This window comes from Pseudomonas capeferrum, from assembly GCF_013523055.1.
In the GTDB taxonomy this organism is placed as follows: Bacteria; Pseudomonadota; Gammaproteobacteria; order Pseudomonadales; family Pseudomonadaceae; genus Aquipseudomonas; species Aquipseudomonas capeferrum_A.
The window spans coordinates 18,335-42,077 of the sequence record NZ_JAAMQM010000025.1; the positions used below are offsets into that span (position 1 = coordinate 18,335).

The window sequence follows — 23,743 nt, forward strand, 5'->3', positions numbered from 1 at the left end:
AGAGAAGCTGGACTAATTACATAGCTGCATTCAACAACCCAAGCGGAAAAGGAAGTTTTGCATGAGCATCAAGCCAGGCCCAAAGCGCACCAATGAAGATGGCACTCCGGACAAAAGGCAGCGAGTCACCCCTGAAAAGCAGAAGGACCATCCGGACCTGAAACCCCACAAGCACAAAAAGGGGGAGTAAGAAAAAAGCAGCTCTCGGGAGCTGCTTTTTTTTTGGGGCTGTGTGCAAACCCTCCCGACCGTCTCGCTGATCAATCGGACCGCGTCGTGAGTCTTCCGCTTGGCTTGATGGATTCTGAAGCTACCTCCGGATCGGTTATCCCTTCAGTGCGGACGACGAGACTGATATCCCAGAGCGTTGAGCTGATACTCGCTGACAACCCGAAATTGTGATTCTGCGATTTGACGCAGGCGCTCAACCTCTTCGGCAGATGAGCCAGAAGCCTGCGCCTCGTGGTATTGCTTCATCGCATCCACTGCGTCGGTATACATGGGGTGGTCGGGGAGAAGAGCTGGCATCTTTTTCGTCATGTAGCGGCAGGTCCTCACTGGATAGTCGACGGTGGTTTACCTGCTTTGAGGAGCTGAAAATCAATGACCGCCTGATAGAGCGAATCTGCCAATAGGTGAAGACGCTGTACCTCAAGGTCTGGCAATCCAGCAGCCTCCGCTTCGTGGGCCTGTCGGATAGCTTCAAGCGCTTGCCTCATCAGTGGCTCACCAGCCTCGACCATTCCAATGAATGTGCGCTTCACAACATTTTGCTCCATTCAGCTGAAGATGAATTATAGGACACCGCGGCGTGGCAAGGCCCCGAGCAGCATAGGTGTTCGACGCCCGACTGAACGAATCAATGAGGAGCGCGCTGGCCTGGGGAGTGGCCAGGGCGCGTGTCGTAGCGTAACCGTCTGGCCAACTCACCCCTCAGCACACAGACCAGCTCGGACAAGAACGGGTGGAAAACAAAGCCTTGCCCGCAGGTATACCCATTGAATAAGCCTGTATCTGACGTAGGTCATGCAGAGCCTGCCAGCGGGTCGCAATCGACGATGGCTTCATTGTATACTTCGGCTCCGCATACCCCTTGAGCTACAGGAACATCAGCATGACTGTACTCCAAACGATCTACTGGCAGCCTACGCCGCCTTAGCGCTACGCCCCCTCGCAACAACCTGCTTCCGCTAGCCTCGCTCGCGGGTGCTCACTGCTGTACGCCTGGTTTTACACCTTAAGCACACAGCAAAAAATCCTCAAAATTTGAATTTGTATCGATTCGCTCGCCACTCCCTTGGCGTGCGCGATGCTTTGCCTTGGATATTTATATGCTGCAAAAACTTAGACAAACGTGGTTTTCCAACGTCCGTGCCGACGTGCTCGCGGGGCTGGTGGTCGCACTCGCGCTGATCCCGGAAGCCATCGCCTTTTCCATCATCGCCGGGGTAGATCCCAAAGTCGGTCTCTACGCCTCCTTCTGTATCTGTGCTGTCATCGCCTTTGTCGGCGGGCGCCCCGGAATGATCTCGGCGGCGACAGGCGCCATGGCACTGCTGATGGTTACGCTGGTAAAAGAGCATGGACTCCAGTACCTGCTGGCCGCGACTCTACTATGTGGCGTACTTCAAATCCTTGCCGGCTACCTGAAGCTTGGCTCGTTGATGCGCTTTGTTTCACGTTCGGTAGTCACCGGCTTCGTAAACGCATTGGCGATTCTGATTTTTATGGCGCAATTGCCTGAGCTGACCAATGTCACCTGGCATGTCTATGCCATGACCGCTGCGGGCCTGGGAATCATCTACCTGTTCCCGTATGTACCGAAAATCGGCAAGCTGATTCCCTCTCCGTTGGTGTGCATTCTGACGCTGACTGCCATCGCCATTTACCTCGGTTTGGATATCCGCACCGTCGGTGACATGGGCCAACTGCCGGACACGCTGCCGATTTTTCTGTGGCCTGAAGTGCCGCTGAACTTTGAAACCCTGCGGATCATCTTTCCTTACTCCGCAGCGCTGGCAGTTGTAGGCCTACTGGAGTCGATGATGACCGCGACCATCGTCGACGACCTGACGGATACCACCAGCAACAAAAACCGCGAGTGCAAAGGCCAGGGTGTGGCCAACATCGCTGCCGGCATGCTTGGCGGTATGGCAGGTTGCGCCATGATCGGCCAGTCGATCATCAACGTGAAATCTGGCGGCCGCACCCGTCTCTCGACATTGTGTGCCGGCGTTTTCCTGCTGCTGATGGTGGTATTTCTTGGCGAATGGCTCTCCAAAATCCCTATGGCCGCACTCGTGGCTGTAATGATCATGGTGTCCATCGGCACCTTTAGCTGGGATTCCTTGCGTAATCTGAAAGAGCATCCGCTGTCGACCAACCTCGTCATGGTGGCGACCGTCGTGGTCGTCGTGGCCACTCACAATCTGGCTTACGGCGTACTGGTAGGTGTGCTGCTGGCCTCCCTGTTCTTCGCAAACAAGGTCGGGCACTACCTGGATATCAAGAGCACTCTTGAAGAGACGAAATCGCATCGGACTTACCGCGTCGTGGGCCAGGTGTTCTTTAGCTCTGCGGACAAGTTCACTGAGGTTTTTGACTTCAAGGAGGCGCTCAACAAGGTCACCATCGATCTCACACAGGCGCATTTCTGGGATATCACCGCCGTCGCAGCGCTGGATAAGGTCGTAATCAAGTTCCGACGCGAAGGAGCTGAGGTTGAAGTGCTCGGTCTCAATGAAGCCAGCGCAACAATCGTTGACCGCTTCGGCGTGCATGACAAGCCCGGCGCCATCGACAAGCTCATGAGCCACTAAGGAGAACGACAATGACCCACGTAATGGCATGCATTGATAACTCACAATCCTCATTGGCGGTCTGCGATTACGCAGCATGGGCCTCGCAACGACTCAGCGCTCCCCTGACCTTGCTTCATGTGCTGGATAAGGAGAAGTATCCTGCATCCGCTGATCTTAGCGGCAATATCGGTCTCGGTAGCAGAGAACATCTACTGGAAGAGTTGGCCACGCTGGATGCGCAGCGGGCAAAACTGGCCTTGGAGCATGGGCAGCACATGCTTGAAAAAGCTCGCGAGCGAACAGTCCACTCTGGCGCCATGTCACCCGATATGAAGCAGCGCCATGGCCATCTCGTCGAGAGCCTGAGCGATCTCCAAGACGATATTCGGTTACTGGTGATTGGAAGAGTCGGTGAGGACAGCACGCGCAGTGCCCAAAGTCTTGGCAGCCAGATTGAAGCGGTAGTCCGAACTATCCACCGCCCCATCCTGATTACAACCAGCCATTTCAGGAAACCTGAAACGGTCATGGTGGCATTTGACGGCAGTGCTACATGCCACAAGACCGTACAGATGCTTGCTTCAAGCCCGCTGTGTGAAGGCCTGCCAATTCATATCGTCATGGTTGGAGCGGATTCTGAAGACAACCAGAACGCGCTGGAGAAGGCACGAACCACGCTTGCCTCTTCCGGCTCGCTGGTGCATACCGAGATCCGCCCAGGCGAAGTAGAGTCCACACTGCATGCGTATCAGGCAGAGCACGGCATTGACCTCTTGGTCATGGGGGCGTACGGGCACTCACGCATCAGGCAGTTTCTGATAGGTAGCACGACCACGACGATGCTGCGAACATCCACTTTACCCGTATTGCTGCTTCGCTGAGCCAGTTCCACTGGCCACAGTATTTCCAGAACTGCGGAAATGCCGTGGCCACCCTGGACGATGACTAACTGATCTTGCCGTAACGAGCCCCATGCAACTCATAACTGAAATTGTTCACCCCGAGCTGAAATCCAAGCAGGGCAGAGTATTCCGTCGACATGCAGCACGCGGCATCGTGATGCGGGGTGAGCAGATCCTGTTGCTGTTCACCGAGCGCTATAACGACTTCAGCTTTCCTGGAGGCGGCCTTGATGTTGACGAGGACATTGTCACAGGCCTGAAGCGTGAGCTGGAGGAAGAGACTGGTGCCCGTGAAATACAGGTGCTCCAGCACTACGGTTACATCGAGGAGTACCGGTCCTACTGGAAGCCACAGTACGATCTGATGCACATGACCTCGCATTTTTATCAATGCGAAGTAGCGCCCCAGCTAGAGCCCGTGAGAATGGAAAGCCACGAAATCGCTAATGGTATGCGGCCTGTCTGGATCAACCTGCATGAAGCAATCACGCACAATGAAGCCGTTATGCAGCGGCACGAGTCTTCGATGGGGCAATCAATTCTGCGCGAAACCTACATGCTGAGAAAAGTCGCTTCCGAATTGTTGATGCCAATCAGCCTTTGAGCTGACTATTTGGCGAAGTCCACTTAGCCTGCCTCAGGCAAGCATCCAATGCTGCGGGAGTAATTGCGTGATTTCGCTCGCCCGCTGTGTCGGAAGCCGCATCAGTACATCCTTGAGATAGGCATACGGATCGTGCCCATTCATACGCGCCGACTGGATCAGGCTCATGATTGCCGCCGCCCTTTTTCCACTGCGCAGCGACCCGGCAAATAACCAGTTCGAGCGCCCAAGCGCCCACGGCCGGATCAAATTCTCGATCTGGTTATTGTCGATGGGCACAGCACCATCTTCCAGGTAGCGCGTCAGCGCTACCCAGCGTTTAAGGCTGTAATCCAGGGCCTTGGCCGTGGCCGAACCCTCGGGCACAAGTTCGCGTTGGGCCAACATCCACTCATGCAGTTTTTCAGCGATGGGCACCGCTGTTTCCTGACGTAATCGCCAGCGGGCTTCGTCGCTCATTTCCTTGGCGTGTCGCTCGACTTCATACAACCCGCCAATCGAGTGAAGCGCCTGCTCCGCCAACTGGCTTTTATTGGCTGCATGCAGGTCGAAGAATTTGCGGCGTGCATGGGCCATGCAGCCGATTTCGGTGATGCCCAGCTCGAAGCTGGCCTTGTAGCCGGCGAAGTCATCGCAGACCAGCTTACCGTTCCACGTGCCCAGGAAGTTACGCGCATGTTCGCCGGCACGGCTGGGGCTGAAGTCGTAGACCACGGCCTTTAGGGCCGAGAAAGGCGTGGTGCTATAGGCCCACACGTAAGCGCGGTGGGTTTTCTTTTCGCCTGGTGCGAGCATCTGAACCGGGGTCTCATCGGCGTGGATCACGCCCTGGGCCAACACATGCTCACGCAGCGCATCGACCAGAGGCTGGAGCTGCACACCGGTCTGTCCGATCCATTGCGCCAGTGTCGAACGGGCGATGGGCAGTCCGGCCCGACCAAAAATCTTCTCCTGCCGGTACAGCGGTAAATGGTCGGCGAACTTCGCCACCATCACGTGGGCCAACAGGCCTGCGGTCGGGATGCCCTTGTCGATCACTTGGGCCGGTACAGGCGCCTGGATCAGTGTTTCACACTGACGACACGTCCATTTTCCACGCACATGCCGCTCAACTGTGAACACGCCCGGAGTGTAATCGAGCTTCTCGCTGACGTCTTCGCCGATTCGCTGAAGCTGGCAGCCGCACACGCACTGAGTATTCTCTGGTTCGTGACGGATCACGGTTCGCGGAAACTGCGGCGGCAGTGGTGCACGCTTGGGCTTATGACGTGGCTCGGCCGGTGCGGCCGGCGGATTGGCTGCCTTCAGCTCGGCTTCGATAGCTGCGATATCGGTATCGAGCAGATCATCAAGCAGACTGCCTTGGTCGGGGCTCAGTTGCTCGCTGCGCTTGGCGAACTTGTGTCGCTTGAGGATGGCGATTTCATGAGCCAGTTGCTCGTTGACCGTTTCGAGGCGTTGGATTTTCTGGCTCATGGAGTCGACCTGGGACAGCAACTGCATAGCCTGTTCGGCCAAGCCGCGCAGCTGTTCCGGTGTCATCTGGTCGAGATTGGGCGAGGAAGTCATGCCGCTGATTGTGTCAGAGTAGGTCGTCAACAGCGATAAACCGATGGGCTAATGGCAGGGGCTAAAGCACTGTGATCGCGCTGCCTGCGCCGACCCGCTGCCACGGCAAACCCAGTACCAAGGCTTGAAGTTGCTCGTTATCGAGTTCGACTTCCGATCCGTGACGGATGCCGGGCCAATGAAACTTGCCTTGGTTCAATCGTCGCGCTGCCAGCCAAATGCCCACACCGTCATGCACCAAGACTTTCATTCGGTTGGCACGGCGATTAGCGAAGAGGTATGCGCAGTGCGGCTTCGCCACACCGAACACCGCGATCACCCTGGCCAGCGCGGTCTCGGTACCGGCGCGCATGTCCATAGGCTCGGTGGCAAGCCAGATGGCATCGATCCGAATCATTCCAACAGGTCTCGCAGAAAGGTGGCACAGGCGACAGCGCTTTCGGTCGGCCAGTTCACTTTGACGGTGCCACGCGGGTGCTGGATTTCAATGCAGATACTTGATGAAGCTGCCTGCGAATGTCCTCCGGCTAGCGGCAAGGGCACTGGAATGAAAGCAGGTTGCAGCGCCATGGTTTTGTTCGTGAGTACCCTAATCCATTTATGTACGAGGTTCGCGTTAAGGCTGTGCTTCTGCGCGACGCTGGCAATCGATGCGCCGGGCTGGGCGCACTCTTGGACAACTTGGGCCTTGAAGGATTTTGAATAGGAACGGCGTTGTGACTGCATGGAAAGACCCGCTTAAAAGGCTAGAAATGGTGTCCACTTAAATTAGGTGGACACCATCGCCTTTGGCGTCGGGGTCAGGAAGGTGAGTTGGCCGGACGGTTACGTCGTAGCTACGTTGTAAACCACTTTTTTTCACTGTAAACCACTGTGGTTACAGTGAAAAAAAGTGGTTTACAGCAGGCCTCCTCAGGCCTGAGTCAGCTCCAGCAGATCGCCCAGTTCCTCCCGGGCCATCTTCACTCTATCCATTCTGCGATAAGGATGATCAACCGGCATCCGGATAAGGGATTCGAACCAAGCCGAATCGAATTTGATGACTTCCTTGTGAATGTGCTCAAGCTCACCTCCGCGAGGCTGTGACACTACAAACTCCATGCTTTCAACCAAGCCGGACGCTTCACTGTCTTTGACGATTCGATGGCGGATGAAACTCATTTTGAGATCAAAATATGCCGCCTTCGAACCAGGCACCTTCTTCGATTCCAGCCGACCAGTGCTGCTGATTTCCGCCCCTGGCACCTCAGCGGCAATAGCTTTCACCAGCTCAGCATTTCCAATGACCTTCTGGCCAAACAGGCGGGTGGCGTCCGACATGTAAGCAAAGATCCATGGCACATTGCGAAGCGTCGCGCCGGTATAGAGGTAGCCACGCTCTCCCTTGTAACGCTGCAGCATGCCTCTCAACGCGTTCTCGGAAAGGACCAGTTGGGTCTCTTTCTCCAGGATGTAAACCACGCGATCGAACTGTTCGATCAATAGCTTGAGAATCTTCCGTGGGACGCCGTCAAACCTGGTTTTTCGTTCTGTTTTCTTGTGCTGGCGAGGCTGGAAGTACGGGCAATCGTTACGGGCCTCACTATCAAATGGAGCGATGCCGCGAATGCTCTTAGTAGCATGTTTCCCGAATGGGTTCTTCACGTTAGGCGGTAGCTCATACAGCCCAACCAGCTGGACAGGGTTGTCGCATGCCGGGCATACAGCAAACTGAGCTAGCTTGCCGGCACTTCCAGGCTGGTACCATGGATCTCTGCGGAAGGTCTCGGCCTCGAAACCTTCCTTGTCGATGATCTTGCTTTCTGTGTCTTCGATGCGGACCTTATAGACATCCATCTTTGCTGAAACCGTATCAATAGAGGGTCTCTGGATGGTAACGAGCGAGGATAGGCAGCAGTAGGCCTAACTGACCCTTTTGGTGGTCACCCACTGGTTTGAGGCCCGCCCAAAGCATGCCTGATCGACCTGGGCGGGCCCTAGAAACAACTAACCCCCTGGTGCGCAGTACAGGTCTGGGACCTGCCCGAGGCGTGGGGGCTATTCTTGGAGCGACAGTGACACCGGCTCCGGAGAAAATCAATTGGTTTGTAGAGCAGCCGGTCAGCTAAGGTCAATCCCAGATCCTAAAGGGGAGGCCGATAGCAGCTCAGTCAGCATCATCGGCACCTTCTTCATCTTCATCGGTATCCCCAACACTGAGCCAGTCGTGAAGGTTGTACCGCACGAAGTCTTCCGCATCGAGCATGGTAAAGTCTTGGAGCACCGTGACGTCTGCTCCACCGAAGTACAGCCCATCGTTGAGATTTCTGGCCACCCCGAGCAATTCATTCAGCTGGTCGTGCAGCTCATTTGCGCGCCTGGCGTGCTCTCGTTTGGTCAAAAACCGGAACACCACCTCGTAGGGCTCAGCCGGGTCGCGAATCTCGCCCTTGGGGTTGAAGGAAACCCAAGCACTAGCGAAAAATTGGTTGTTCTGATGGAGGAAATCGTCGACAAGCACGGCGATGCCCTTCATGCCGTCGTCACCTTGGTCTGCCTTCAGGCGGTTGACCAACTCGTCCGGCATCGCAATACGGTTGTAATGGTGGGACATCCAGTATGAGAAATACTGACCGTTTTCTTCGCTCAGCGTGATTACCGGATTTCGGTGGAGCGTCGGAAGCACGGCTCTCTTGGTCCACACACGCTTGTGAATCTTGAGCTCCAAAACCTGCTTTTCCGCGTGCTGCAGGTGCAGCGTACGTGGATTGAGGGCGTGCAGCTGCTTATCAAAGGCCTTTTTCTTTACCTTAACGGCAATCCACTCTATCCACGGCGCATCACAAAGGTTGCGTGCATGCACCGTGCAGGAATGGGAGGCCAACATCCAATAAGCTGGAGCCACCCCCTCGAATTGGCCTTTCAGGACCTCCTCGGATATGTGTTCAATCAAGGCGTCACCTGAGACGGTATCTCCTTGCAGCCAACCAGCAGCGCTAATGGCACTTACGATCTCTTGCTCAGGTGTATCAGCCATAATCAAACCAAATTCGAACCGCCCGATTTTTCTAACCTGGCGATGGTTTTGAGGTCCCTATCACGTAGCTGCTGCGCCTTGCCAGCCAACTCCGCAACCATTCCGTACACACCTTTAGCGCCATTTCGATTCCACGCTTCATCCGAAAGCGCATCCTGAATCATGCGGCCATCGGCGGTTGGATAGAAAAGCACCCGATGCAGATACTGCGCTTCTTCGGCGTTAACTTGGCGCAACGCCTCAGTTAAAGCCGCAAGCCTCTCGGGAAAACCAGTGGCGGTTTTTCCAGTCCGCCAATTGTACACGGTCTGACGAGACACGTTGAAGATCTGCGCGATGGAGCTATCTGACAACTTGAAGTCGCTCCTAAGCTCCTCGATTAAGGCCGGCGCTACGTCTTCGGTAACATTGGCATCCTGGCTGGTGTCCACCTCGGTCCAGGCACCAGCATGCACGCCATGAAAGCTCATGCCTGCTGAGCCGATAAGTTGTGGATAGGGCAGGGAGGCAGTCCCAGGAGCGACTACTACCGAAACGGCCAGCATCGCTGTGAAAGCAATCGCCAATACAGGGTTTGCTGTCGTGCTACCTACACGCGGAGCAATTTCAGGGTTTTCCCAAGTAGAAGATCTGCTTACAGCAGCCCCGGTAGGATCAATCCATTGCCCATTCATTGCTGTAGTCATTTCGCCTTCCCCCAAACCTCAAAGGCATGATCTTTCGCGACTGTCCTAAAAGCAAAGTTAGCAGTCTTATGCAAACCGTCGAGTCTCGTGCAGATCTCCTCGGTTCCCAGTCGTTCGGCTAACTGCAGCGGCCAATGCGCATCCGTATCGAGAAGAGCACCATTTTCGCTAACAGGCACAAATGCACCTTGCAGAGGAGCACCATGCTTGGATGAATTCCTCGATTGCTTAGCAATTTCGAAAACCATGGCCGGCTCGACCAAATCTTCCGGTATCCACATACCAGTCTGCCGCCAGCATCTGATGTGCAGATACTCCGGATCTAGATGGTAGGTGGTAGTAGAGATTCCAAGCTGCTCCTTGGGGACTTTCCAATGCGCCGCTAGCTCATCGCATTTAAGTGGGAGCATGGCTTCCGGAAGGTAGTCGGCTAGGGTCTCACCTTCAGCTGGTTCAATTTTATCGACGTACCGCATCCCGATAGCGGTGATATCCAATGCACCTGCTTGCCCTACCAGCGCCTCAATGCACTCACGGAAAAGCGCTAAGTGGTTATCAAAATGAAGATAATTTGTGCTTTGCAGGATCATGTGATCCATGGCCAGCACGCACGCGTAGTCAGCATCCCGATTAAGGAACGCCCAAGAATTCGGTTCTCCGCTGTGCATCACTCCAGGCGGCACGCCCTTGACCATCTGGAAGAAGCCCGGGAGGCTCTGACGGATCGTGTGCTGAATGTCTGGGATCAGCTTTGGCAGCTTAAGAATCGGGGCAAATCTGATTACGCTCAACGCATAGATAAGCGGCGCCCTTGCTAAGACCCCTTCGCGTTCTGACATGTTAACTCCTCCACCGCTCCCCAACGAGGGACCGGATTCTACATCATTTGACAAATCCTTTGACAAGAACTGTATAGCAGGGCCTTTCGATTTGACAAGCGGTCCCCGTGAGGGATGGAGTGCAGAAAACGCCTCCATCAGGAGCTTACTCGTCATTCCAGAAAAGCCTCTACAGACACCATCGCTAAGCCTCTGAGGAAGCACGAATTTTTAATCAGAGCTCTTCCTAGCAGTGAGAAGAAACTCAACGAATCGTCACCAGATAGCTCAATCCAGGGGAACGCTTGCTCTGATGGGGTGGTTCAGAAACGTGCTGTCTGGTCCAGATTTCTCATCTACGAAGAGCACGAAGAGCTCTTGGATCCAGAGTTTGAGGCCGTGATTGGCTGAATGGAGAGGTCGGAAAGAGGAGGGGTGATCCAGTGAAGCACAAGCGCAGTCAGGAGGCTTGCGATGGTGTTCACTGAGATTGAGACGAGAGCATTCCGCATTTTGGAGAGTCCATTTTTTGAAGTGGACCTCTATTTAATGCGCATAAACTGTGTGTCACCACCACCCGCAGAAAATTTCGTCACGCCCCAGAATGGGAATTTGCATTCGGGGCGCACCACGATTCATCTCGTGCCAGAAGCCGCCTGCAGTGCAATCAATTGGCGAGCCAAGACTCGACTACCTCAGCGCCATACTCGTTTTTCCAGGCCTTAAGCGTACGCTGATTACCACCCTTGGTCTCAACAACCTCTCCGCTGTGTGGATTCTTGTAGACCTTCACTTCGCGTGGTTTCCGAGAGGTTTTTGGGGCCATATCAGTGGAAGCCACCGCTTGCGGATCGAGGATCAGCACCACTTGGCGCAGGCCGTAGCCATACTCGTTGAGCAAACTGCGCAGCTTCGTTTCAAATTCCATTTCCTGCTTCAGGGCAGAGTCATTTTTCAGCGCTTCCAGCTCCGCCAGTTGGGCTGCGAGCTGTTGTTCGAGCAGGCGGAATTCAGCGAGACGGGACATAAGATTCTCCAAAATGGGTTCGATGATTTTAGCAATCAAGAAAGAAAGCGTGCTAACTATCTTGATCCCACATGCCTGAATCGGCAATCACGAGGCTGAGCGATCGGTGTGGATAAAAACGTGATGGCTTCAGGATCGTCGATCTGGGCGGCTTCACTTGCGAGGTAATCGATCAGCTTTTTGCTTCTTACCCAAACGTACTGCCGGCAAGCCGCGTTTGGAATGGATGGCCCCGCAACGGGGCGAAACCTGGCCTCCCAAAGGTGCTTGAACGCCTCCCTGGTCGACTTCCCCAAATACACCGCAATCTCCGGTCCCAAGATATAGCCACGCCTGAATCTGTCGATGGCTTGAGGCTTAACCATCAATTGCGTACGCCGGCCTCGTTCGACAGCAGTGCTCCATAGCAGACCCAGTCGAACGAACGCGTATGCGCATTGTTCTTTGACGCCTAACAGCGCAGCAGCCTTGACTACCGACAGGCCGGGAAAGACCGGACTCTTGTTCTCAGCTCGGGCTTGTTGCCACGCTGCAAAATCTTGCGGCTTGAGTAACCACGCCCCTACCGCAACCGAGCCATTCTCAGCTGGGCCGTAAGCGCGAAGTTCACCTGCACGTATTGCCTGAACCAACTCGACCAACCCACCCCCCTTGGGCAGAGAATGCTTGGCCAAGTAGTTGATCGACACCAGGCTCTGGTCAGAGCTGGTAGGCAGCTTCTCATCAATCAATTCGTTGATCGAGCGGCAGTCAATCAGCCACCTTTCGCCTGGGCGCGGTTCTCCACCAAAGAACTGGAGGGTACCACCAGCTAGCAGCTGCCTAACCCGATTGCGACAGAGGCTTAGCAAAGTCGAGGTTTCTTTCATATCAGCCACGCCCTGGAGATGCTGCGAGATTGCCTTCAAATGATCCAGGTCCACGACCGTAAAGACTCGATCTTCATGGACCTTCTCCCGATAGGCGATTTGTCCCTCCTGATGAAGGCGTTTTATGACTGATACCCCGAGACCACAAGCTTCAGCAGCAGAATCGAACGACACCCAACGATGTCTCTCAATCGTCTCCTCACTCAAATTGCGATTTCGCTTCGCTAACGGTGCTTCCCACGCATGCTGCAGAAATGATTCGAACTCTCGACGAAGAAAGTCAAAACAAGAGTCATCCAGATCACGGTGGATGTCGTGGTATATCGGGCCGAACGATCTGCTGAGCGTCCAATGTTCGTTATCGGAATGGACTGCCTTGAGGCCACTCAGCAGTTCTCTGAATGCGAGAGGCCAGTTCATGAGAACCACGCCCGCCGCGTTTGCCATAAGCCGCGATATCTCTAGCGAACCCGAATCAGCAACCTTCAGCGGCTGGGTTCTTTCCGTAGGCAAACTTCTGACAGCGAGACGCGATGACAACTCGTGAAACTGTTCGTAGGTGAGGGCCGCCAATCCCGCGTCAGCTGGCAACGAGTCGGCGTAAAACCTATCTTCAAAGCCAGAGGTGAGCCAGGCGGCCTTATCACTCGCCGGCGCGATCTCAAAATTGGTCCCACTCAATGAGGTGCCACACGCTTGGCAACTATTCGCACTCATTGCGCTTGGATCGGTTTGGCGTTGCCAATGGGGTGCTACAAGCTGCCTGGTAGCGAGCGTATGGCTGAAGCTCTGTCTGAGCTTGTGCGAGCATCATTCCCCACCGAGGCTGTTAGTCCTGGCGTAGTGACTGATCCCTGGGTGCAAAGGGGGGCGGGCCAGATGTACAGCGGTGACGGTTTCTTCGAAGTGCGTCACCGTGACTCCCACCAATGCGACTTCATCGCAACCGTCCCTCGTGAATTTCAAGAAGCCCTTCGCAAGTTCCTCTTGGCCACCGATGTAGTGGTCCGCGAGAGCAAAGCGGAGGGGAGGGTGCAAGGCCAGAACCTGCTTTTCCAATTGAACGATGGCAGCTTGTCCCTTGACGATTTCAACGATCGACTTTCCCAAGCTCAGAATGGTAATAGACGATAGCGTTTAGGCCTGATGCCTACTGGGATACCACTAACGAGTACACCGACGCCACCGGCGGTACCGTGACGCTGGTCGTGAAGTCCTGGGATACCAGCCGTACCTTCCAAATGGGGCCCGACCGTAACAAGATGACGATCGACCTGGTTCGTGGAGGGAGAACTCTGCAGAGTTACACCGACTTCTACGACGACTGACCAGTCACGGCCAACCGGCAGCGCCCAGGTGTGGCCTGGGCCGCGGAAGCACGTCGGAAGCACTGCCTAGGCATGACTGGGACCATAATTTTGTAGTTCACTTGATAGGCACATGTGCCTAATTTCAAAAGGCTCGGAGGGTTGATGGACGTCGAACAACGGGATGCCAACCGGCAAGCGTTCCTCGCGCTGCTGGAAAAGCACAAGGTGAAGCAGGGGGAGAGCGCGATGCTCATCAATGCCGTGACCCAGCGACCCTGTTCAGTTCGTGCGGTTCGATCTTGGCTCAACGATCCGACCAAGAAATCATCCAGGCCTTGCCCGTCCTGGGCGGTGAAGGCCTTGGAAGATGGGATCGTATACATGCAGAAGTTGATGGAGCGTCGAAAGCAGCAGCTAGATGCGCAGTCCATCGCTGAAGAGGCCCATTCCTAGCTAGGCACATGTGCCTAGTCATCCGGTAGGCACAAGTGCCTAGCTGCCGTCTTCCTCGAACAAATTCACGGCTGCAACTGCAGGCAAGCGTTCCGGGGTTGAAGACCCTGACAAAGGCCTGCAAGAGCAAGAATTCACGAAACGCGGTGGTAACAGTGCGGGAGGCCCTTCAGAGCCTCAAACGGTCCCTGACGAGCATTTGGATCTTACCTTGGTCTGTGAGAACGACACGTTCTACTCCGACTGTTCGCACTTGGGAGCTCACTACACGGGATCGCCGTACACATAGCTGGGCCGATAAAAATGATCCGGAGCCGGTCATTCTCATCTGATCAGTGCTCAGCGACAGTCCGGCCGGTTCCTCGCCGCCGACCTTGAAGCCACGCGCTATACTGATAGCCCTGCCTGCAGTGACCTGTAAGCGGGGCGGGGCAGTTGTCAGTGCTCACCGCGATGTAGGTTGAATGGACTTCAAACCCGCTGCCCGGAGCAGGGCAGGCATGCAGCTTCTTTGAGTGCGGGTAATCGCGTCAGGCTGGCGATGAAATGGACAGTCACGACGCTCACGAAATACGCTCTCCCAGTTGCGATTTCGAGAGGTACAGACCATGAGCATGATCGATCCGGAAGCCCTGAAACAGTTTGTGCTGGACGCCATGGAGAATGATATGGCGAACCTTGGCAGCTATCGTGAGCACCCGGACTTGGAGCGAACCCGGGGCTATCACATGGGGCGTCTAATGTTGCTGCGAGATTTCCGCGTGGTCACCAAAATTGAACATGATCTGCTAGAAATTGAGTTACTACGTGCCTGTATGGAAGAGGCCGACAAGCGCGATGATGAAATGGAGGGTTCACCTCTGACCGAGGCGCCCAGTGCGTGCTAAGGGCCGCCTGGCTACCGAGTGAGGCCCTGTCATCGCCTCTTAGCCTGGCAGCAGGAAACTGGTGTCGATTGCATTGTGAGGAACATCCACGCCCCACCATTCAAGCGAGCGGTTGCGAAAGGTCAGCCAGTCGGCCTGTGTTGGACTTCCATGCGTACACAGGCGGCATTCAGGCGCTCCGGCCATCATTTCGGTAACGGTATTGTGAAGATCAATTCCTCTAGGGCTGAATCGACCGACCGTTGAGCCATCACTGCTGTGAATCCAGATGGTCTGGCGATTGGCGGCGATCTGAAGCTCGTAATACAGCTCCTGGTCGGGTTGTTCAGTCATGCCTGTTCCTTGAAATTTGCGTGCACACGGTGATTTACACCTACGTGGCAACCGATGCAACCCATCAAAGGACCCCTTCGATTTTGTTGGTGCCTCTTGCGCATTGCAGCTTGGCTCTACCTTGCCGGAAGCGGAACGAAAAACGCCCCCAGCAAGCCGGGGGCGGTGGTGTGTATGTTCAAGACTCAGGTCCCTGAGGCTCAGTCATACGGGGTTTCGGCCGTGGGGGGCAGGCCACGCTCTGCGCGGAACTCCTGAGCCATGTTCTCACGACGCATATCCGAGAGTTTGTCGAACTCGCGCTCGTATTCAGGGTTGACGCTGCCAGTAACTGCATAGGCGGCACGGACCTTCTGTGCTTGTGCTTCGATTGCGTTGGTCATGATGTTCCTGGGTGAGGTTGGGGGGGTAAGGGAGGACTGGTGATCAGCCGGCCGCGGGCAATCTTTCATTCAGCCCTTTGAGCTTCTGGTCGTATTCCTCAACCAGGTCGCTGTATTCCTTCGACTCCCAGCTTTGAAGGCCGCCGGCGGATAGGACTTGCAAGCAATAGTCTTTCTGTCCTTGAACAGACAGGATTTCGTCTGCGATCAGTTGCTGATAATGGTTCATGGTGTCTCCGCCCGGTGGATTGTTGGCTATGTACGCGGTGATGCCGCACATGCAAAAGGAAACTCTGGCCAAGAAAAACCCCAGGCGAACCCGGGGTATGGTGGAGCGTTCGTTTAGGGGAGCGTGGTGGTGCTATTTACCATCTGCGGCCAGGTCGCGAGGACGAAGCAGGCGCACTGCATAGGTGCCGCTGACTACGTCGTCAACTCGGGCTGCGAAACGGCTAGTGCCCGCTCCTACAGCCTCGGTCGAGCAGACTGGGGTGAAGGTCGCAGTGGTTGTGCTCAGCACATTGTTGCCCTCGCTGTAGTATTCAGCGAGCAGGCGCCTGGCGCCGTCATCCCCGGCTTGCAGGTATGCGATTGCCTCTTTGATGCCGACTGCTGTTTGGTACTGCTTTTTGGCCACACCAGAGGTGCAGTTGAAGCTCAGGTCGTCGACGATCACCCAACCTTGAGATCCCAGCCGGTCAGCAATAATCGTTTTCAGCGCGTCGGAATCCTCTGCCGCAGTCACCGGTGAAGTTTCAGTCGGCTCACCTGGTAGGTGTTTTGCGTCGAGCCGGTGCGCCAGGTCCTCGGTCACCACGAAATGCGTGGAGCCAAATGTTCGGACGACACCACGCCCTTCGATTGGGGACTCCAAGCGATCGAGCAGGGGTCTGGTGTCGCGAATCTCTACACCTTCTCCGGTCTGAGAGATGCGCACGATGCACGCCATCTTGACGATGGTACGCGCAAGTTCCGGGGTCAAGCAGGTCGCTACTTTCACGAGTGTTGTCATAGTTTCTCTCCTGAGGAATTGAACATCGTGCTCAGGGATGAGTTACATTGCAGAACAAGGACGATGGTGCTCGCCGGCACATCCGTTACACGCGTGCGTGAGGCATCTCCATGGGCAAGTTCAACCAGATTTCCCTTCTGAGGAGTGCCACCCATGAGCAGCAACAAAACCGTCCCTGTCGCTGAATACCGCCGTGCCTACGACCGTCTCCACCGCAAGGTTGATGACTACCATGCCTGCTGCAGTGCCGATGAAGTTTCCCATTGGAAAGAGATAACCCAACGTGTTTTGACTGAGGTCTCGTACATTTCGTGCTCGCGTGCGAAACCCGATGATGTCGAAAACATGGCCAAAGCGCGTGCGAGGGTCGAGGGCTACCTGGCCGCAGCCGACGAGCGAATCGAGGCCTACAAACGCGCTGCGTGACGTTCTCAACACGAGCAAAAAGTGATTATTGGCGGATGAGCAGTATGGAATACCTTCAATACACGCCGGCGCCGTCGGCACGCAGCGCTGATGTTCGCCGCATGTGTGCGGCATTGGCGAATGCAGGCTACATGGCCAGCGAGAACGATATCGAGCGGCTGTGGGATGACTACAGCTTCGCGAGACGCTTTTACAAGGCAGGTTGGTTTGATTTGCCCCAGGACGATGAGCAACTGCTGGAGATTCTGCTTGTTGGGTTCAAGGTGAAGCCTGTCCCCTACGACGATGACGATTCTATCCAGTGGCCTTCGCACTGGTAGTAACTTCCGCCAGGCCTGGTCCCCTAACGCTGCACCACCCCGAACTGCTCACGCAGTTCGGGGTTTTTTACACCTGCGCTTCCTGCTCAGGAGGGTAATGTCAGGAAGGCGCAACTCAAAGAGCCTGCGGCGATCGGCAGCTGATACCCGCAGCTTCGCCCGCGGGAGCTGCAGTCTGGGGCGGCTTATCAGGTGTTGTTGGCCATTCCTAGCTATACGGCCAACCCACTCCTTGAGGAAGAACCCAATGCAAACAATGCCCGTGAACATCGCCATGCTGCGCAACATTGCACCCGTTTCAGTGGGCGCCAGCCAGTTCAACGGTAAACAAGTGTTCAAAGCCTACTCGAAGACCGAGGACCGCTATTTTGAGCTGCGCGGTGACGCTTCAACCAGCGATCACTACGCTGCACTGGTTGCCGAGTTCGGCGACGCAATCAGCAAGCCTGCGGCAGATCATGATGTCGAGCAATGTCCCCGGTGCTTCACCGATCTTGAAGTATTCCAGGTTGGCCTTTGCGACGACTGCCAGGCACTCGGATGCTGAACCAATAACGATTCATCCACCCGGCTCACGAGGCCGGGTTTTTTGTGCCCCACTGAAGAGGGCAGGCTGTTCCCAGTTGAATATTATTGTCCTATAGTTTAAAAATGCATCTTCTCTCTGCGCTTTCGTGGTAGCGTACGAAGGTGAGGGTGGACTCTCGACCAGCCTTCGACATCAAAATTTTCGAGTGCATGAAATTGGAAAACGAAGTTCAACTGAAACAGCCGCTGTTGACCCCGGCAGAGTTCAAAGCTGAGTACAAGGCCCGCGGCTGGAATGGCCGCCAGCTTGCCATCCGCTGGGATAAGACGGCTGTGTGGATCAGCAAAGTGGTCAACGACCTTGACCGTGATCCGCACTGGGATGACGCGGTCCGCGGCTTGCCAAATATTGTGATCACCAAGAAGCCAAGGGCGAAAAAGAAAAATGCGGATTGAGCGGTGCCGCCACCGGGATGTAAGCAAATTTTGGCCGGCTGGCTCGTTGTAGTTCTGGAAAATGAAAGTCGAATGAGGCGTATGTAATTGCGTTCCGCATCTCCCTGAGTCATGCAACGCAAGCCTCAGGAGATTGCAAATGGGAACACTCAACTCTACCCCCACTGGTCCGGAGATGCCTCTCAAATTATGGCGAGGAGAACAAGGCCAGCGGCTGCGTCGCGCCCAAGCACGTCACGAGAGAATGGTAGCCAAGGCGATCAACGGCAACGTATCTAGCCGCCGTCTTAAACAATTGGTCATGCGCTATGACCGGATACTTCTCGCCGCCGTAAAGCTCGTGCCTAGGTAGCAATGAAGATAGCGACCATCAAGAAGCCTCAGCAACCCAAGTGCTGAGGTTTTTTTTGCCCGCGGAAAAGGCGATCGGCGCATCTACAGGGACCCTGTGAGCTGGCTTCTTCATCTAATATGTGCGTTTACGATACTTAACGCGTACGTGTAATATCTGGCGCTTCTATCCAGGAGCGCTAGATTTAGGGAATTAAACCTGTCGCAAGGGAAATAAAGCTGTCGCGGGTAACCCTGTTCGTGACCAATCCGGGTTGGCGGGGTGCAGTGATGCACGCCGTTGTCCCGACTTGGAATTACGCCTCAGAATCTAATTGACAGGTGTGTCACGCTGTATAGGCTTGTAGTCGAGGACTGCAACTGCGCATCCGTTGGGACTGGGTACCAGCAAGGCCCCCCCGCAATTTCGGCAGCAGAGAATGCTGGTTTCTCTGAAGTAGTGACGACGGGCATAGCCGGTCGGATTCTGAACCCAAGGTCGCAAGGCTGGGAGTTAAAGGATCGCTGCGACTACTCCTCGAACCTTCCGAAAAGGCACCTTTGGGTGCCTTTTTTACACCTTATTTCTGGCAATGTTTGCTCAACCGCAACCTTTGAACGATGACGCGGGATCAGTCGCTGAGGGGCCAACCCATCCATGCTGTTGCGTATCCAACCTGATGAATCTTTGCGCTCATATGTTGACCGCAATTTGCTCGTGAATTTTATGGACTGGAGGGTAGACAGGTTACGATGGCTTTCTGAAGGGGAGATTACTCACCAAGCAGTTAAGGTGATCGCCTCAACGATGGGTTGGCAAGGATGCTATGGCTTCAACCGCTTGCTGCACGAACACACTCAATTGCCCCTGCAGTTTGTTATCAGGGATACCCGAGATGCCAGTTATTCTCGAACGGCGTATCTCAAACCCCGAATGGCGATTACTAATTCCGACTTGCACGCCTACTGCCCGGAATGCGTCAGGCAGGACGTGCAGGATTTGGGCTTTTCCTACTGGCGACGAAATTTCCCTGATCATGTGAGCGTGTGTGCCACACACAATGTGGTGCTGCTGTCCACTTGCCCATATTGCGATCAACCTTTCTCATCAAAAGGCCACAATCTCGATGTGATGTGGAGAAAGTGTTCTGGGCGACACCTCGGTAACGCAGAGAGCGTAATGAACTTGGATGAAGATGCTCTCAAACATGCTCGCTTCGTAGAAGCGCTATGCGCTTATGAATTCTCCATTTCAATCCATTCTGCAGTGGCCATTCTCTCCGATAAGTTGCGCAGCCTCAAGAAACTGACGAAGCGGATGAAATCTGAGCGGACAGCCATGATTGAGTATCTCGATCGGATTTCAAATAATTTGGAAGAAAAAAGATTTGAGAGTCCTGTTGTAAAGACGGAATTTTTCCCCGAAGAAATTTTGAAAATCGTGGTTTATGCCTATGAGACTTTCGATGAATTTGTTGTTGATTTGTACGAGTATGATAAAGATTTGATTCCTATTGAGTCTCTATGGCGAAATTATGGTAATGGTAGGTATGCGACCACTTGTCGGGAATAGCTGACTGAGCGTTGCTGCACTTGCATGTTAAGTCTTGGTCGATTGGGTAACAATTTCTAGTAGGTTTCGTGCTTCTGGGTAGCGATTCCTTTTTTCTAGGCACCGATGCAGTGTGGGCACCAACGCGAAAATATGACTAGCTCGAACAGGGAAATTCGTGGCCGAGTATTTCAGTCTTTGAATGCTCAATTCAATTGATTCGCATAGTTGCCTGTCGCGAGCACTCCAATCGATTTTTTGATTGTTGCCTACGCGACCACTTGGCATCCGCTTAGTTTGAGCCATCAACCAGTCATTATCGTTCCGGTATAGCCATTGATAGACCTTGGGGAGCATTGATCTCAGGCTTTTCGGACTGGCGTCTGGATTCATGCCGATGGCGCTAACCCACTCCGCACGGTGATTGTGTAGCAGTAGCTCCCTGCGCTGAGTTGTCCAAGCAGCCATCAGTAGAGGATCAGCACTTAGGGAGACGCTGAACAATTTACCTCTTCAGTCCGCATTCCATTTTCCAACCGATTTTTTCAACCTGACGGTCTTATTTTGCGTTTATGGGCCGATTTCAGGCCCTGTTTTACTGATTAGCGGGTAAACCCCGCCTTTCAGACGGATTTATCCCGCCACCCGTTGCAAGTACCGCTTTGCCAGCATCAGATTGGCCAACCCGAACAGACTGAATAACTGCGCCGTATTCTTTTCCAGTCCACGGTAACGGACTTTGCGATGGTTGAAGCGCACTTTGATCACTTGGAACGGATGCTCTACCTTGGCACGCAGTTGCGCCTTGGCGTATTCGATCTTGCGCTTGACCCGGAACAGCACGCTGTCTTTGCCGTGATGCTGGTAGCTGCTTGGCCGTGCTGCAATCGACCAGATAACGTCCCGTTCAGCATACTCCGCTCGCTTGGCCGCACCGGTGTATCCAGCATCTCCCGAGACATAGGTTTCGGCACCGTGCAGCAGCTTGTCGACCTGGGTGACATCGGCCACGTTAGCCGCGGTCCCCACCAGGCTGTGCACCAGCCCCGACGTGGCGTCGACGCCAATGTGGGCCTTCATCCCGAAGTGCCACTGATTGCCTTTTTTAGCCTGATGCATCTCAGGATCGCGCTTACCTTCTCGGTTCTTGACCGAGGGCGGTGCGGCGATCAGGGTGGCATCGACGATGGTGCCTTCCTTGAGCAGCAGACCCCGACTGGCCAGATGCTGGTTGATCGTTTCAAACAACACCCGCGTCAGCTGATGGGTTTCCAGCAAGCGGCGAAAGCGCAACAAGGTAGTGGCATCCGGTGCCGACTCCCGGCCCAGGTCGATGCCCATGAAGCCACGAATGGCCTGGCTGTCGTAGATGGCATCTTCGGTGCCTTCATCGGAGAAACCGAAACACTGCTGCACGACATACATGCGCAGCATGCGCGACAACCCAATCGAGGGGCGTCCGCGCTTGCCGGTGGTGTCGCGGTAGAACGGCGCCACTTGAGCTTCCAGCTGTGCCCAGGGCACCAACTGCTCGATATCCGCCAGGAAGCGATCTCGTCGGGTTTGCTTTTTCTTGCCGGTGTATTCGAGTTCGGAGAAGGTCTTCTGCATAGCGCGTAACGAGGCTCACGAAGAGGGGGCTGATTGAGGGGGTCAGTGTGCCAAGGCTCTGAGCGGTTGGCTATTTATGCAGCGTCTCCTTAGGATCCTGTTTATTGTAGAAACCGAAACGTCATATCGTTCCGCTATGGAATGTTTCTCCACTCCTTTGCCCAAGCAACCCAAGATTTGTTCCCGAAGCTCGGGTTTCAGCTTTTTAGGCTTCAGTTTTTTGAAGACTCTATCCCTGATTTCCTGACCTTTAAATCGGTGTGCTGCTTTATCGCCTACTGCTCGTCTTCCGTGGTCTGGAGACTGTACTGGGGTTTCCTGATCCCCTGGAGACTGAAATCTTTTTAACGCACATAAAAACGGCGCAAACTCGCCGAATATACAGGTGATCAAAATCAGATGTTTGAGCGGATGGGAGTAAACGCGCGGTGTACGGGTCAGACTCTGTATAAAAGTTTCAGCTCTCTTTGGAGTGGTCGGAAGCGAGGCCAGTGGAAGATACGGTTGCAGTTGTGAAGCGAACGAAGCTAGGTCTGCTTGGGCATCAAAGCATGCTTCTGTATTGACTGAGAGGCGACGAATAGCTTCGTTATAAGCAGCCGTGACATTTTCTGGACGAAATTGCTCAGAAATGCCTAGCTTGGCTAACTCAATCACTGAGTGTCCTAAACGCTTGAGGGTTTGTACCACTGTCGGGCATACGGGCTGCTCTGCAACGCTCGCTATTAGGTGCTCGGCAGGTAATACCCAGTGCGCAGAGTCCGACCACTGCCGGTTGGCCGAGCAAATCCTGATGAGAGTTCCGTGCTTAGGGCATAACGTGACGCCTGGATACTGATGGGACAGGTGCCAGTAGGCGACCCCATGATTGATACGGTCTTCCCTTAAACATTCGAGGCATGCTTTCAATGGGTGCTCTGCGCCAAAGCGACCGGTCACCAGACCCAGGCGATATTTTAAGGTGCCCAAAGAATTGTTTGAAACTGTATGAAAGACGTCGTCAATTCTTTCCTTGGATTGAAAAGGAAAAAACAACGGCAATATCGTATGTTCTGTAATGATGTTGAATGGGCTTCCCCATACTTCTTTGGCTTTTTGGGGCAAAGAGTTTAGTCTGCTAGGAAAGTCATGCTGCACACTACTTGATCCCTCACCAAATAGCCATGCAGTGGTGCTAGCCTTAGTAACGTGGCACATAAAACGATGCTGACGACAACAAATACTGAAAAAGGTCTCATCCGGTAGCCATCGAACGACAGGGACAGATGCATTTGCAGAATCAGCCATTTCCCTCACCAAACGCTTGTCGTTTTCAACATTTTATTTGATTGGGGCTAAACCCTTAAATTATCAGTTGAGATAAGGGGGTGAAGATATATATCCGATGGGTGTGAGGCGCACGGTTGATCTAGATAATGACCCAAGCTGGACAATTTTGAATCCAGTCGCGACCCAGAGAGGGATGACTTTTCAGTTGTCACCCTGTTAACCACGGCGGTAACATACCCTGCTAAGCGAAGCGCTTTAAAATGTGCACACAGATACGTGTACACCCAGCGAATCCATTGCAGATAGCTGCTAACTATGTCCTAGATTCTTAACACGTATGAATAATAAGGAAGTATTGAATGAAATCTGACTAGTTAATTAGCGCTAGAATTCAGATAGACAAAGGCCCAAGTGCGACCTTGGGCCTCTGTGGATAAGTCAGAATTTAGCGACCTGACCTTTCCATTGTCTATTCCGAACATGCGGGACGTCAAGTCCTGCAGGGCTTCGTTCATCCACAAGAAGGTGAGCGTTATCCACAACCCGCACTCTTGGGTACGCCCGGGAGGCAAGGGCTATAG

Annotated in this window: 29 protein-coding genes; 11 read left to right on the forward strand and 18 right to left on the reverse strand. The window is 54.3% G+C overall.

Going from position 1 to position 23,743, the window contains the following annotated elements:
• Nucleotides 1-61: 61 nt before the first annotated feature.
• Nucleotides 62-190 carry a hypothetical protein gene (locus G7009_RS27895; protein ID WP_003253468.1) on the forward strand — a complete coding sequence of 43 codons (129 nt, stop codon included), beginning with the start codon at nt 62-64 and terminating at the stop codon, nt 188-190.
• Nucleotides 191-333: 143 nt separating this feature from the next.
• Here the strand turns inward: G7009_RS27895 and G7009_RS23475 are convergent, their stop codons facing one another.
• Together G7009_RS23475 and G7009_RS23480 are read right to left on the reverse strand one after the other, a co-directional pair.
• Nucleotides 334-540 carry a hypothetical protein gene (locus tag G7009_RS23475; RefSeq protein WP_020302568.1) on the reverse strand — a complete coding sequence of 69 codons (207 nt, stop codon included), beginning with the start codon at nt 538-540 and terminating at the stop codon, nt 334-336.
• 14 nt (nt 541-554) lie between these two features.
• Nucleotides 555-779 carry a hypothetical protein gene (locus G7009_RS23480; protein ID WP_011953103.1) on the reverse strand — a complete coding sequence of 75 codons (225 nt, stop codon included), beginning with the start codon at nt 777-779 and terminating at the stop codon, nt 555-557.
• Between the two features lie 552 nt (nt 780-1,331).
• Between G7009_RS23480 and G7009_RS23485 the strand changes: the two genes are divergently transcribed.
• The 3 genes from G7009_RS23485 (at nt 1,332) to G7009_RS23495 (ending at nt 4,307) form a co-directional block, all read left to right on the forward strand.
• Nucleotides 1,332-2,819 (forward strand): SulP family inorganic anion transporter, encoded by a 1,488-nt coding sequence (locus tag G7009_RS23485; protein ID WP_053870531.1) that lies wholly within the window; start codon nt 1,332-1,334, stop codon nt 2,817-2,819.
• An 11-nt stretch (nt 2,820-2,830) separates the two neighbouring features.
• Nucleotides 2,831-3,682, forward strand: a complete 852-nt coding sequence (locus G7009_RS23490) for a universal stress protein (protein ID WP_024947943.1) — start codon at nt 2,831-2,833, stop codon at nt 3,680-3,682.
• Between the two features lie 91 nt (nt 3,683-3,773).
• Nucleotides 3,774-4,307 (forward strand): NUDIX hydrolase, encoded by a 534-nt coding sequence (locus G7009_RS23495; RefSeq protein ID WP_024947944.1) that lies wholly within the window; start codon nt 3,774-3,776, stop codon nt 4,305-4,307.
• A gap of 33 nt (nt 4,308-4,340) precedes the next feature.
• Here the strand turns inward: G7009_RS23495 and tnpC are convergent, their stop codons facing one another.
• The 9 genes from tnpC to G7009_RS23540 form a co-directional block, all read right to left on the reverse strand.
• Nucleotides 4,341-5,876, reverse strand: a complete 1,536-nt coding sequence (gene tnpC / locus G7009_RS23500) for an IS66 family transposase (RefSeq protein WP_009684098.1) — start codon at nt 5,874-5,876, stop codon at nt 4,341-4,343.
• Nucleotides 5,877-5,937: 61 nt separating this feature from the next.
• Nucleotides 5,938-6,273 (reverse strand): IS66 family insertion sequence element accessory protein TnpB, encoded by a 336-nt coding sequence (tnpB, locus tag G7009_RS27900; RefSeq protein WP_009684097.1) that lies wholly within the window; start codon nt 6,271-6,273, stop codon nt 5,938-5,940.
• Entirely contained in the window at nt 6,270-6,602 is a 333-nt protein-coding gene (gene tnpA / locus G7009_RS23510; RefSeq protein ID WP_009684096.1) for an IS66-like element accessory protein TnpA, read from the reverse strand. Before tnpA ends, tnpB begins: the two co-directional genes overlap by 4 nt.
• Before the next feature lie 186 nt (nt 6,603-6,788).
• The gene (locus G7009_RS23515) at nt 6,789-7,712 is read right to left on the reverse strand and encodes a hypothetical protein (RefSeq protein WP_010951435.1); all 924 of its coding nucleotides are present in this window, start codon (nt 7,710-7,712) and stop codon (nt 6,789-6,791) included.
• 310 nt (nt 7,713-8,022) lie between these two features.
• The gene (locus G7009_RS23520; RefSeq protein WP_016497350.1) at nt 8,023-8,892 is read right to left on the reverse strand and encodes a hypothetical protein; all 870 of its coding nucleotides are present in this window, start codon (nt 8,890-8,892) and stop codon (nt 8,023-8,025) included.
• Between the two features lie 2 nt (nt 8,893-8,894).
• Nucleotides 8,895-9,578 carry a transcriptional regulator gene (locus G7009_RS23525; RefSeq protein ID WP_258198039.1) on the reverse strand — a complete coding sequence of 228 codons (684 nt, stop codon included), beginning with the start codon at nt 9,576-9,578 and terminating at the stop codon, nt 8,895-8,897.
• Nucleotides 9,575-10,417, reverse strand: coding sequence for a TIGR04255 family protein (locus G7009_RS23530; protein WP_020302570.1), 843 nt, complete (start codon nt 10,415-10,417; stop codon nt 9,575-9,577). Before G7009_RS23530 ends, G7009_RS23525 begins: the two co-directional genes overlap by 4 nt.
• Before the next feature lie 646 nt (nt 10,418-11,063).
• Nucleotides 11,064-11,423, reverse strand: a complete 360-nt coding sequence (locus G7009_RS23535) for a histone-like nucleoid-structuring protein, MvaT/MvaU family (protein ID WP_010951431.1) — start codon at nt 11,421-11,423, stop codon at nt 11,064-11,066.
• Between the two features lie 56 nt (nt 11,424-11,479).
• A complete protein-coding gene (locus G7009_RS23540) occupies nt 11,480-12,973 on the reverse strand; it encodes a hypothetical protein (RefSeq protein ID WP_181132476.1) in 1,494 nt (497 codons plus the stop codon).
• A 791-nt stretch (nt 12,974-13,764) separates the two neighbouring features.
• Here G7009_RS23540 and G7009_RS23545 point away from each other — a divergent pair.
• Nucleotides 13,765-14,055, forward strand: a complete 291-nt coding sequence (locus tag G7009_RS23545) for a hypothetical protein (protein WP_181132477.1) — start codon at nt 13,765-13,767, stop codon at nt 14,053-14,055.
• Between the two features lie 608 nt (nt 14,056-14,663).
• Entirely contained in the window at nt 14,664-14,942 is a 279-nt protein-coding gene (locus G7009_RS23550) for a hypothetical protein (RefSeq protein ID WP_181132478.1), read from the forward strand.
• Nucleotides 14,943-14,981: 39 nt separating this feature from the next.
• Here G7009_RS23550 and G7009_RS23555 read toward each other — a convergent pair whose 3' ends face one another.
• From G7009_RS23555 to G7009_RS23570, 4 genes are all read right to left on the reverse strand, one after another.
• The gene (locus tag G7009_RS23555) at nt 14,982-15,275 is read right to left on the reverse strand and encodes a hypothetical protein (protein WP_181132479.1); all 294 of its coding nucleotides are present in this window, start codon (nt 15,273-15,275) and stop codon (nt 14,982-14,984) included.
• A gap of 200 nt (nt 15,276-15,475) precedes the next feature.
• Nucleotides 15,476-15,658 carry a hypothetical protein gene (locus G7009_RS23560; RefSeq protein WP_060515391.1) on the reverse strand — a complete coding sequence of 61 codons (183 nt, stop codon included), beginning with the start codon at nt 15,656-15,658 and terminating at the stop codon, nt 15,476-15,478.
• A 43-nt stretch (nt 15,659-15,701) separates the two neighbouring features.
• Complete coding sequence (locus G7009_RS23565; protein WP_181132480.1) at nt 15,702-15,887, reverse strand: hypothetical protein; 186 nt, start codon at nt 15,885-15,887, stop codon at nt 15,702-15,704.
• 132 nt (nt 15,888-16,019) lie between these two features.
• Nucleotides 16,020-16,670, reverse strand: a complete 651-nt coding sequence (locus G7009_RS23570) for a hypothetical protein (RefSeq protein ID WP_060515392.1) — start codon at nt 16,668-16,670, stop codon at nt 16,020-16,022.
• Nucleotides 16,671-16,823: 153 nt separating this feature from the next.
• Here G7009_RS23570 and G7009_RS23575 point away from each other — a divergent pair, with 153 nt between their 5' ends.
• The 5 genes from G7009_RS23575 (at nt 16,824) to G7009_RS23595 (ending at nt 20,303) form a co-directional block, all read left to right on the forward strand.
• Nucleotides 16,824-17,096, forward strand: a complete 273-nt coding sequence (locus G7009_RS23575; protein WP_060515393.1) for a hypothetical protein — start codon at nt 16,824-16,826, stop codon at nt 17,094-17,096.
• Between the two features lie 44 nt (nt 17,097-17,140).
• Entirely contained in the window at nt 17,141-17,416 is a 276-nt protein-coding gene (locus G7009_RS23580) for a hypothetical protein (protein ID WP_156341229.1), read from the forward strand.
• Nucleotides 17,417-17,663: 247 nt separating this feature from the next.
• Nucleotides 17,664-17,963 carry a hypothetical protein gene (locus tag G7009_RS23585; protein ID WP_060515395.1) on the forward strand — a complete coding sequence of 100 codons (300 nt, stop codon included), beginning with the start codon at nt 17,664-17,666 and terminating at the stop codon, nt 17,961-17,963.
• 191 nt (nt 17,964-18,154) lie between these two features.
• A complete protein-coding gene (locus G7009_RS23590) occupies nt 18,155-18,400 on the forward strand; it encodes a hypothetical protein (protein ID WP_181132481.1) in 246 nt (81 codons plus the stop codon).
• Nucleotides 18,401-19,388: 988 nt separating this feature from the next.
• Complete coding sequence (locus G7009_RS23595; RefSeq protein ID WP_110765414.1) at nt 19,389-20,303, forward strand: TniQ family protein; 915 nt, start codon at nt 19,389-19,391, stop codon at nt 20,301-20,303.
• Nucleotides 20,304-20,330: 27 nt separating this feature from the next.
• Here the strand turns inward: G7009_RS23595 and G7009_RS28275 are convergent, their stop codons facing one another.
• The 3 genes from G7009_RS28275 to G7009_RS23610 all read right to left on the reverse strand — a co-directional run bounded on the left by G7009_RS28275 (nt 20,331) and on the right by G7009_RS23610 (nt 23,180).
• On the reverse strand, nt 20,331-20,750 hold the full coding sequence (locus G7009_RS28275) for a TnsD family Tn7-like transposition protein (protein ID WP_375139569.1): 420 nt from the start codon (nt 20,748-20,750) through the stop codon (nt 20,331-20,333).
• A 165-nt stretch (nt 20,751-20,915) separates the two neighbouring features.
• Complete coding sequence (locus G7009_RS23605; protein ID WP_033991331.1) at nt 20,916-21,893, reverse strand: IS5 family transposase; 978 nt, start codon at nt 21,891-21,893, stop codon at nt 20,916-20,918.
• 42 nt (nt 21,894-21,935) lie between these two features.
• Nucleotides 21,936-23,180, reverse strand: coding sequence for a TniQ family protein (locus G7009_RS23610; protein WP_181132483.1), 1,245 nt, complete (start codon nt 23,178-23,180; stop codon nt 21,936-21,938).
• Nucleotides 23,181-23,743: the final 563 nt, after the last annotated feature.

Bases quoted from the DNA above. Each gene is read 5' to 3' on its own strand.
- G7009_RS27895 (WP_003253468.1), top strand. From the start codon at position 62: ATGAGCATCAAGCCAGGCCCAAAGCGCACCAATGAAGATGGCACTCCG.
- G7009_RS23475 (WP_020302568.1), bottom strand. From the start codon at position 540: ATGACGAAAAAGATGCCAGCTCTTCTCCCCGACCACCCCATGTATACC.
- G7009_RS23480 (WP_011953103.1), bottom strand. From the start codon at position 779: ATGGAGCAAAATGTTGTGAAGCGCACATTCATTGGAATGGTCGAGGCT.
- G7009_RS23485 (WP_053870531.1), top strand. From the start codon at position 1,332: ATGCTGCAAAAACTTAGACAAACGTGGTTTTCCAACGTCCGTGCCGAC.
- G7009_RS23490 (WP_024947943.1), top strand. From the start codon at position 2,831: ATGACCCACGTAATGGCATGCATTGATAACTCACAATCCTCATTGGCG.
- G7009_RS23495 (WP_024947944.1), top strand. From the start codon at position 3,774: ATGCAACTCATAACTGAAATTGTTCACCCCGAGCTGAAATCCAAGCAG.
- tnpC (WP_009684098.1), bottom strand. From the start codon at position 5,876: ATGACTTCCTCGCCCAATCTCGACCAGATGACACCGGAACAGCTGCGC.
- tnpB (WP_009684097.1), bottom strand. From the start codon at position 6,273: ATGATTCGGATCGATGCCATCTGGCTTGCCACCGAGCCTATGGACATG.
- tnpA (WP_009684096.1), bottom strand. From the start codon at position 6,602: ATGCAGTCACAACGCCGTTCCTATTCAAAATCCTTCAAGGCCCAAGTT.
- G7009_RS23515 (WP_010951435.1), bottom strand. From the start codon at position 7,712: ATGGATGTCTATAAGGTCCGCATCGAAGACACAGAAAGCAAGATCATC.
- G7009_RS23520 (WP_016497350.1), bottom strand. From the start codon at position 8,892: ATGGCTGATACACCTGAGCAAGAGATCGTAAGTGCCATTAGCGCTGCT.
- G7009_RS23525 (WP_258198039.1), bottom strand. From the start codon at position 9,578: ATGACTACAGCAATGAATGGGCAATGGATTGATCCTACCGGGGCTGCT.
- G7009_RS23530 (WP_020302570.1), bottom strand. From the start codon at position 10,417: ATGTCAGAACGCGAAGGGGTCTTAGCAAGGGCGCCGCTTATCTATGCG.
- G7009_RS23535 (WP_010951431.1), bottom strand. From the start codon at position 11,423: ATGTCCCGTCTCGCTGAATTCCGCCTGCTCGAACAACAGCTCGCAGCC.
- G7009_RS23545 (WP_181132477.1), top strand. From the start codon at position 13,765: ATGGACGTCGAACAACGGGATGCCAACCGGCAAGCGTTCCTCGCGCTG.
- G7009_RS23550 (WP_181132478.1), top strand. From the start codon at position 14,664: ATGAGCATGATCGATCCGGAAGCCCTGAAACAGTTTGTGCTGGACGCC.
- G7009_RS23555 (WP_181132479.1), bottom strand. From the start codon at position 15,275: ATGACTGAACAACCCGACCAGGAGCTGTATTACGAGCTTCAGATCGCC.
- G7009_RS23560 (WP_060515391.1), bottom strand. From the start codon at position 15,658: ATGACCAACGCAATCGAAGCACAAGCACAGAAGGTCCGTGCCGCCTAT.
- G7009_RS23565 (WP_181132480.1), bottom strand. From the start codon at position 15,887: ATGAACCATTATCAGCAACTGATCGCAGACGAAATCCTGTCTGTTCAA.
- G7009_RS23570 (WP_060515392.1), bottom strand. From the start codon at position 16,670: ATGACAACACTCGTGAAAGTAGCGACCTGCTTGACCCCGGAACTTGCG.
- G7009_RS23575 (WP_060515393.1), top strand. From the start codon at position 16,824: ATGAGCAGCAACAAAACCGTCCCTGTCGCTGAATACCGCCGTGCCTAC.
- G7009_RS23580 (WP_156341229.1), top strand. From the start codon at position 17,141: ATGGAATACCTTCAATACACGCCGGCGCCGTCGGCACGCAGCGCTGAT.
- G7009_RS23585 (WP_060515395.1), top strand. From the start codon at position 17,664: ATGCAAACAATGCCCGTGAACATCGCCATGCTGCGCAACATTGCACCC.
- G7009_RS23590 (WP_181132481.1), top strand. From the start codon at position 18,155: ATGAAATTGGAAAACGAAGTTCAACTGAAACAGCCGCTGTTGACCCCG.
- G7009_RS23595 (WP_110765414.1), top strand. From the start codon at position 19,389: ATGCTGTTGCGTATCCAACCTGATGAATCTTTGCGCTCATATGTTGAC.
- G7009_RS28275 (WP_375139569.1), bottom strand. From the start codon at position 20,750: ATGGCTGCTTGGACAACTCAGCGCAGGGAGCTACTGCTACACAATCAC.
- G7009_RS23605 (WP_033991331.1), bottom strand. From the start codon at position 21,893: ATGCAGAAGACCTTCTCCGAACTCGAATACACCGGCAAGAAAAAGCAA.
- G7009_RS23610 (WP_181132483.1), bottom strand. From the start codon at position 23,180: ATGGCTGATTCTGCAAATGCATCTGTCCCTGTCGTTCGATGGCTACCG.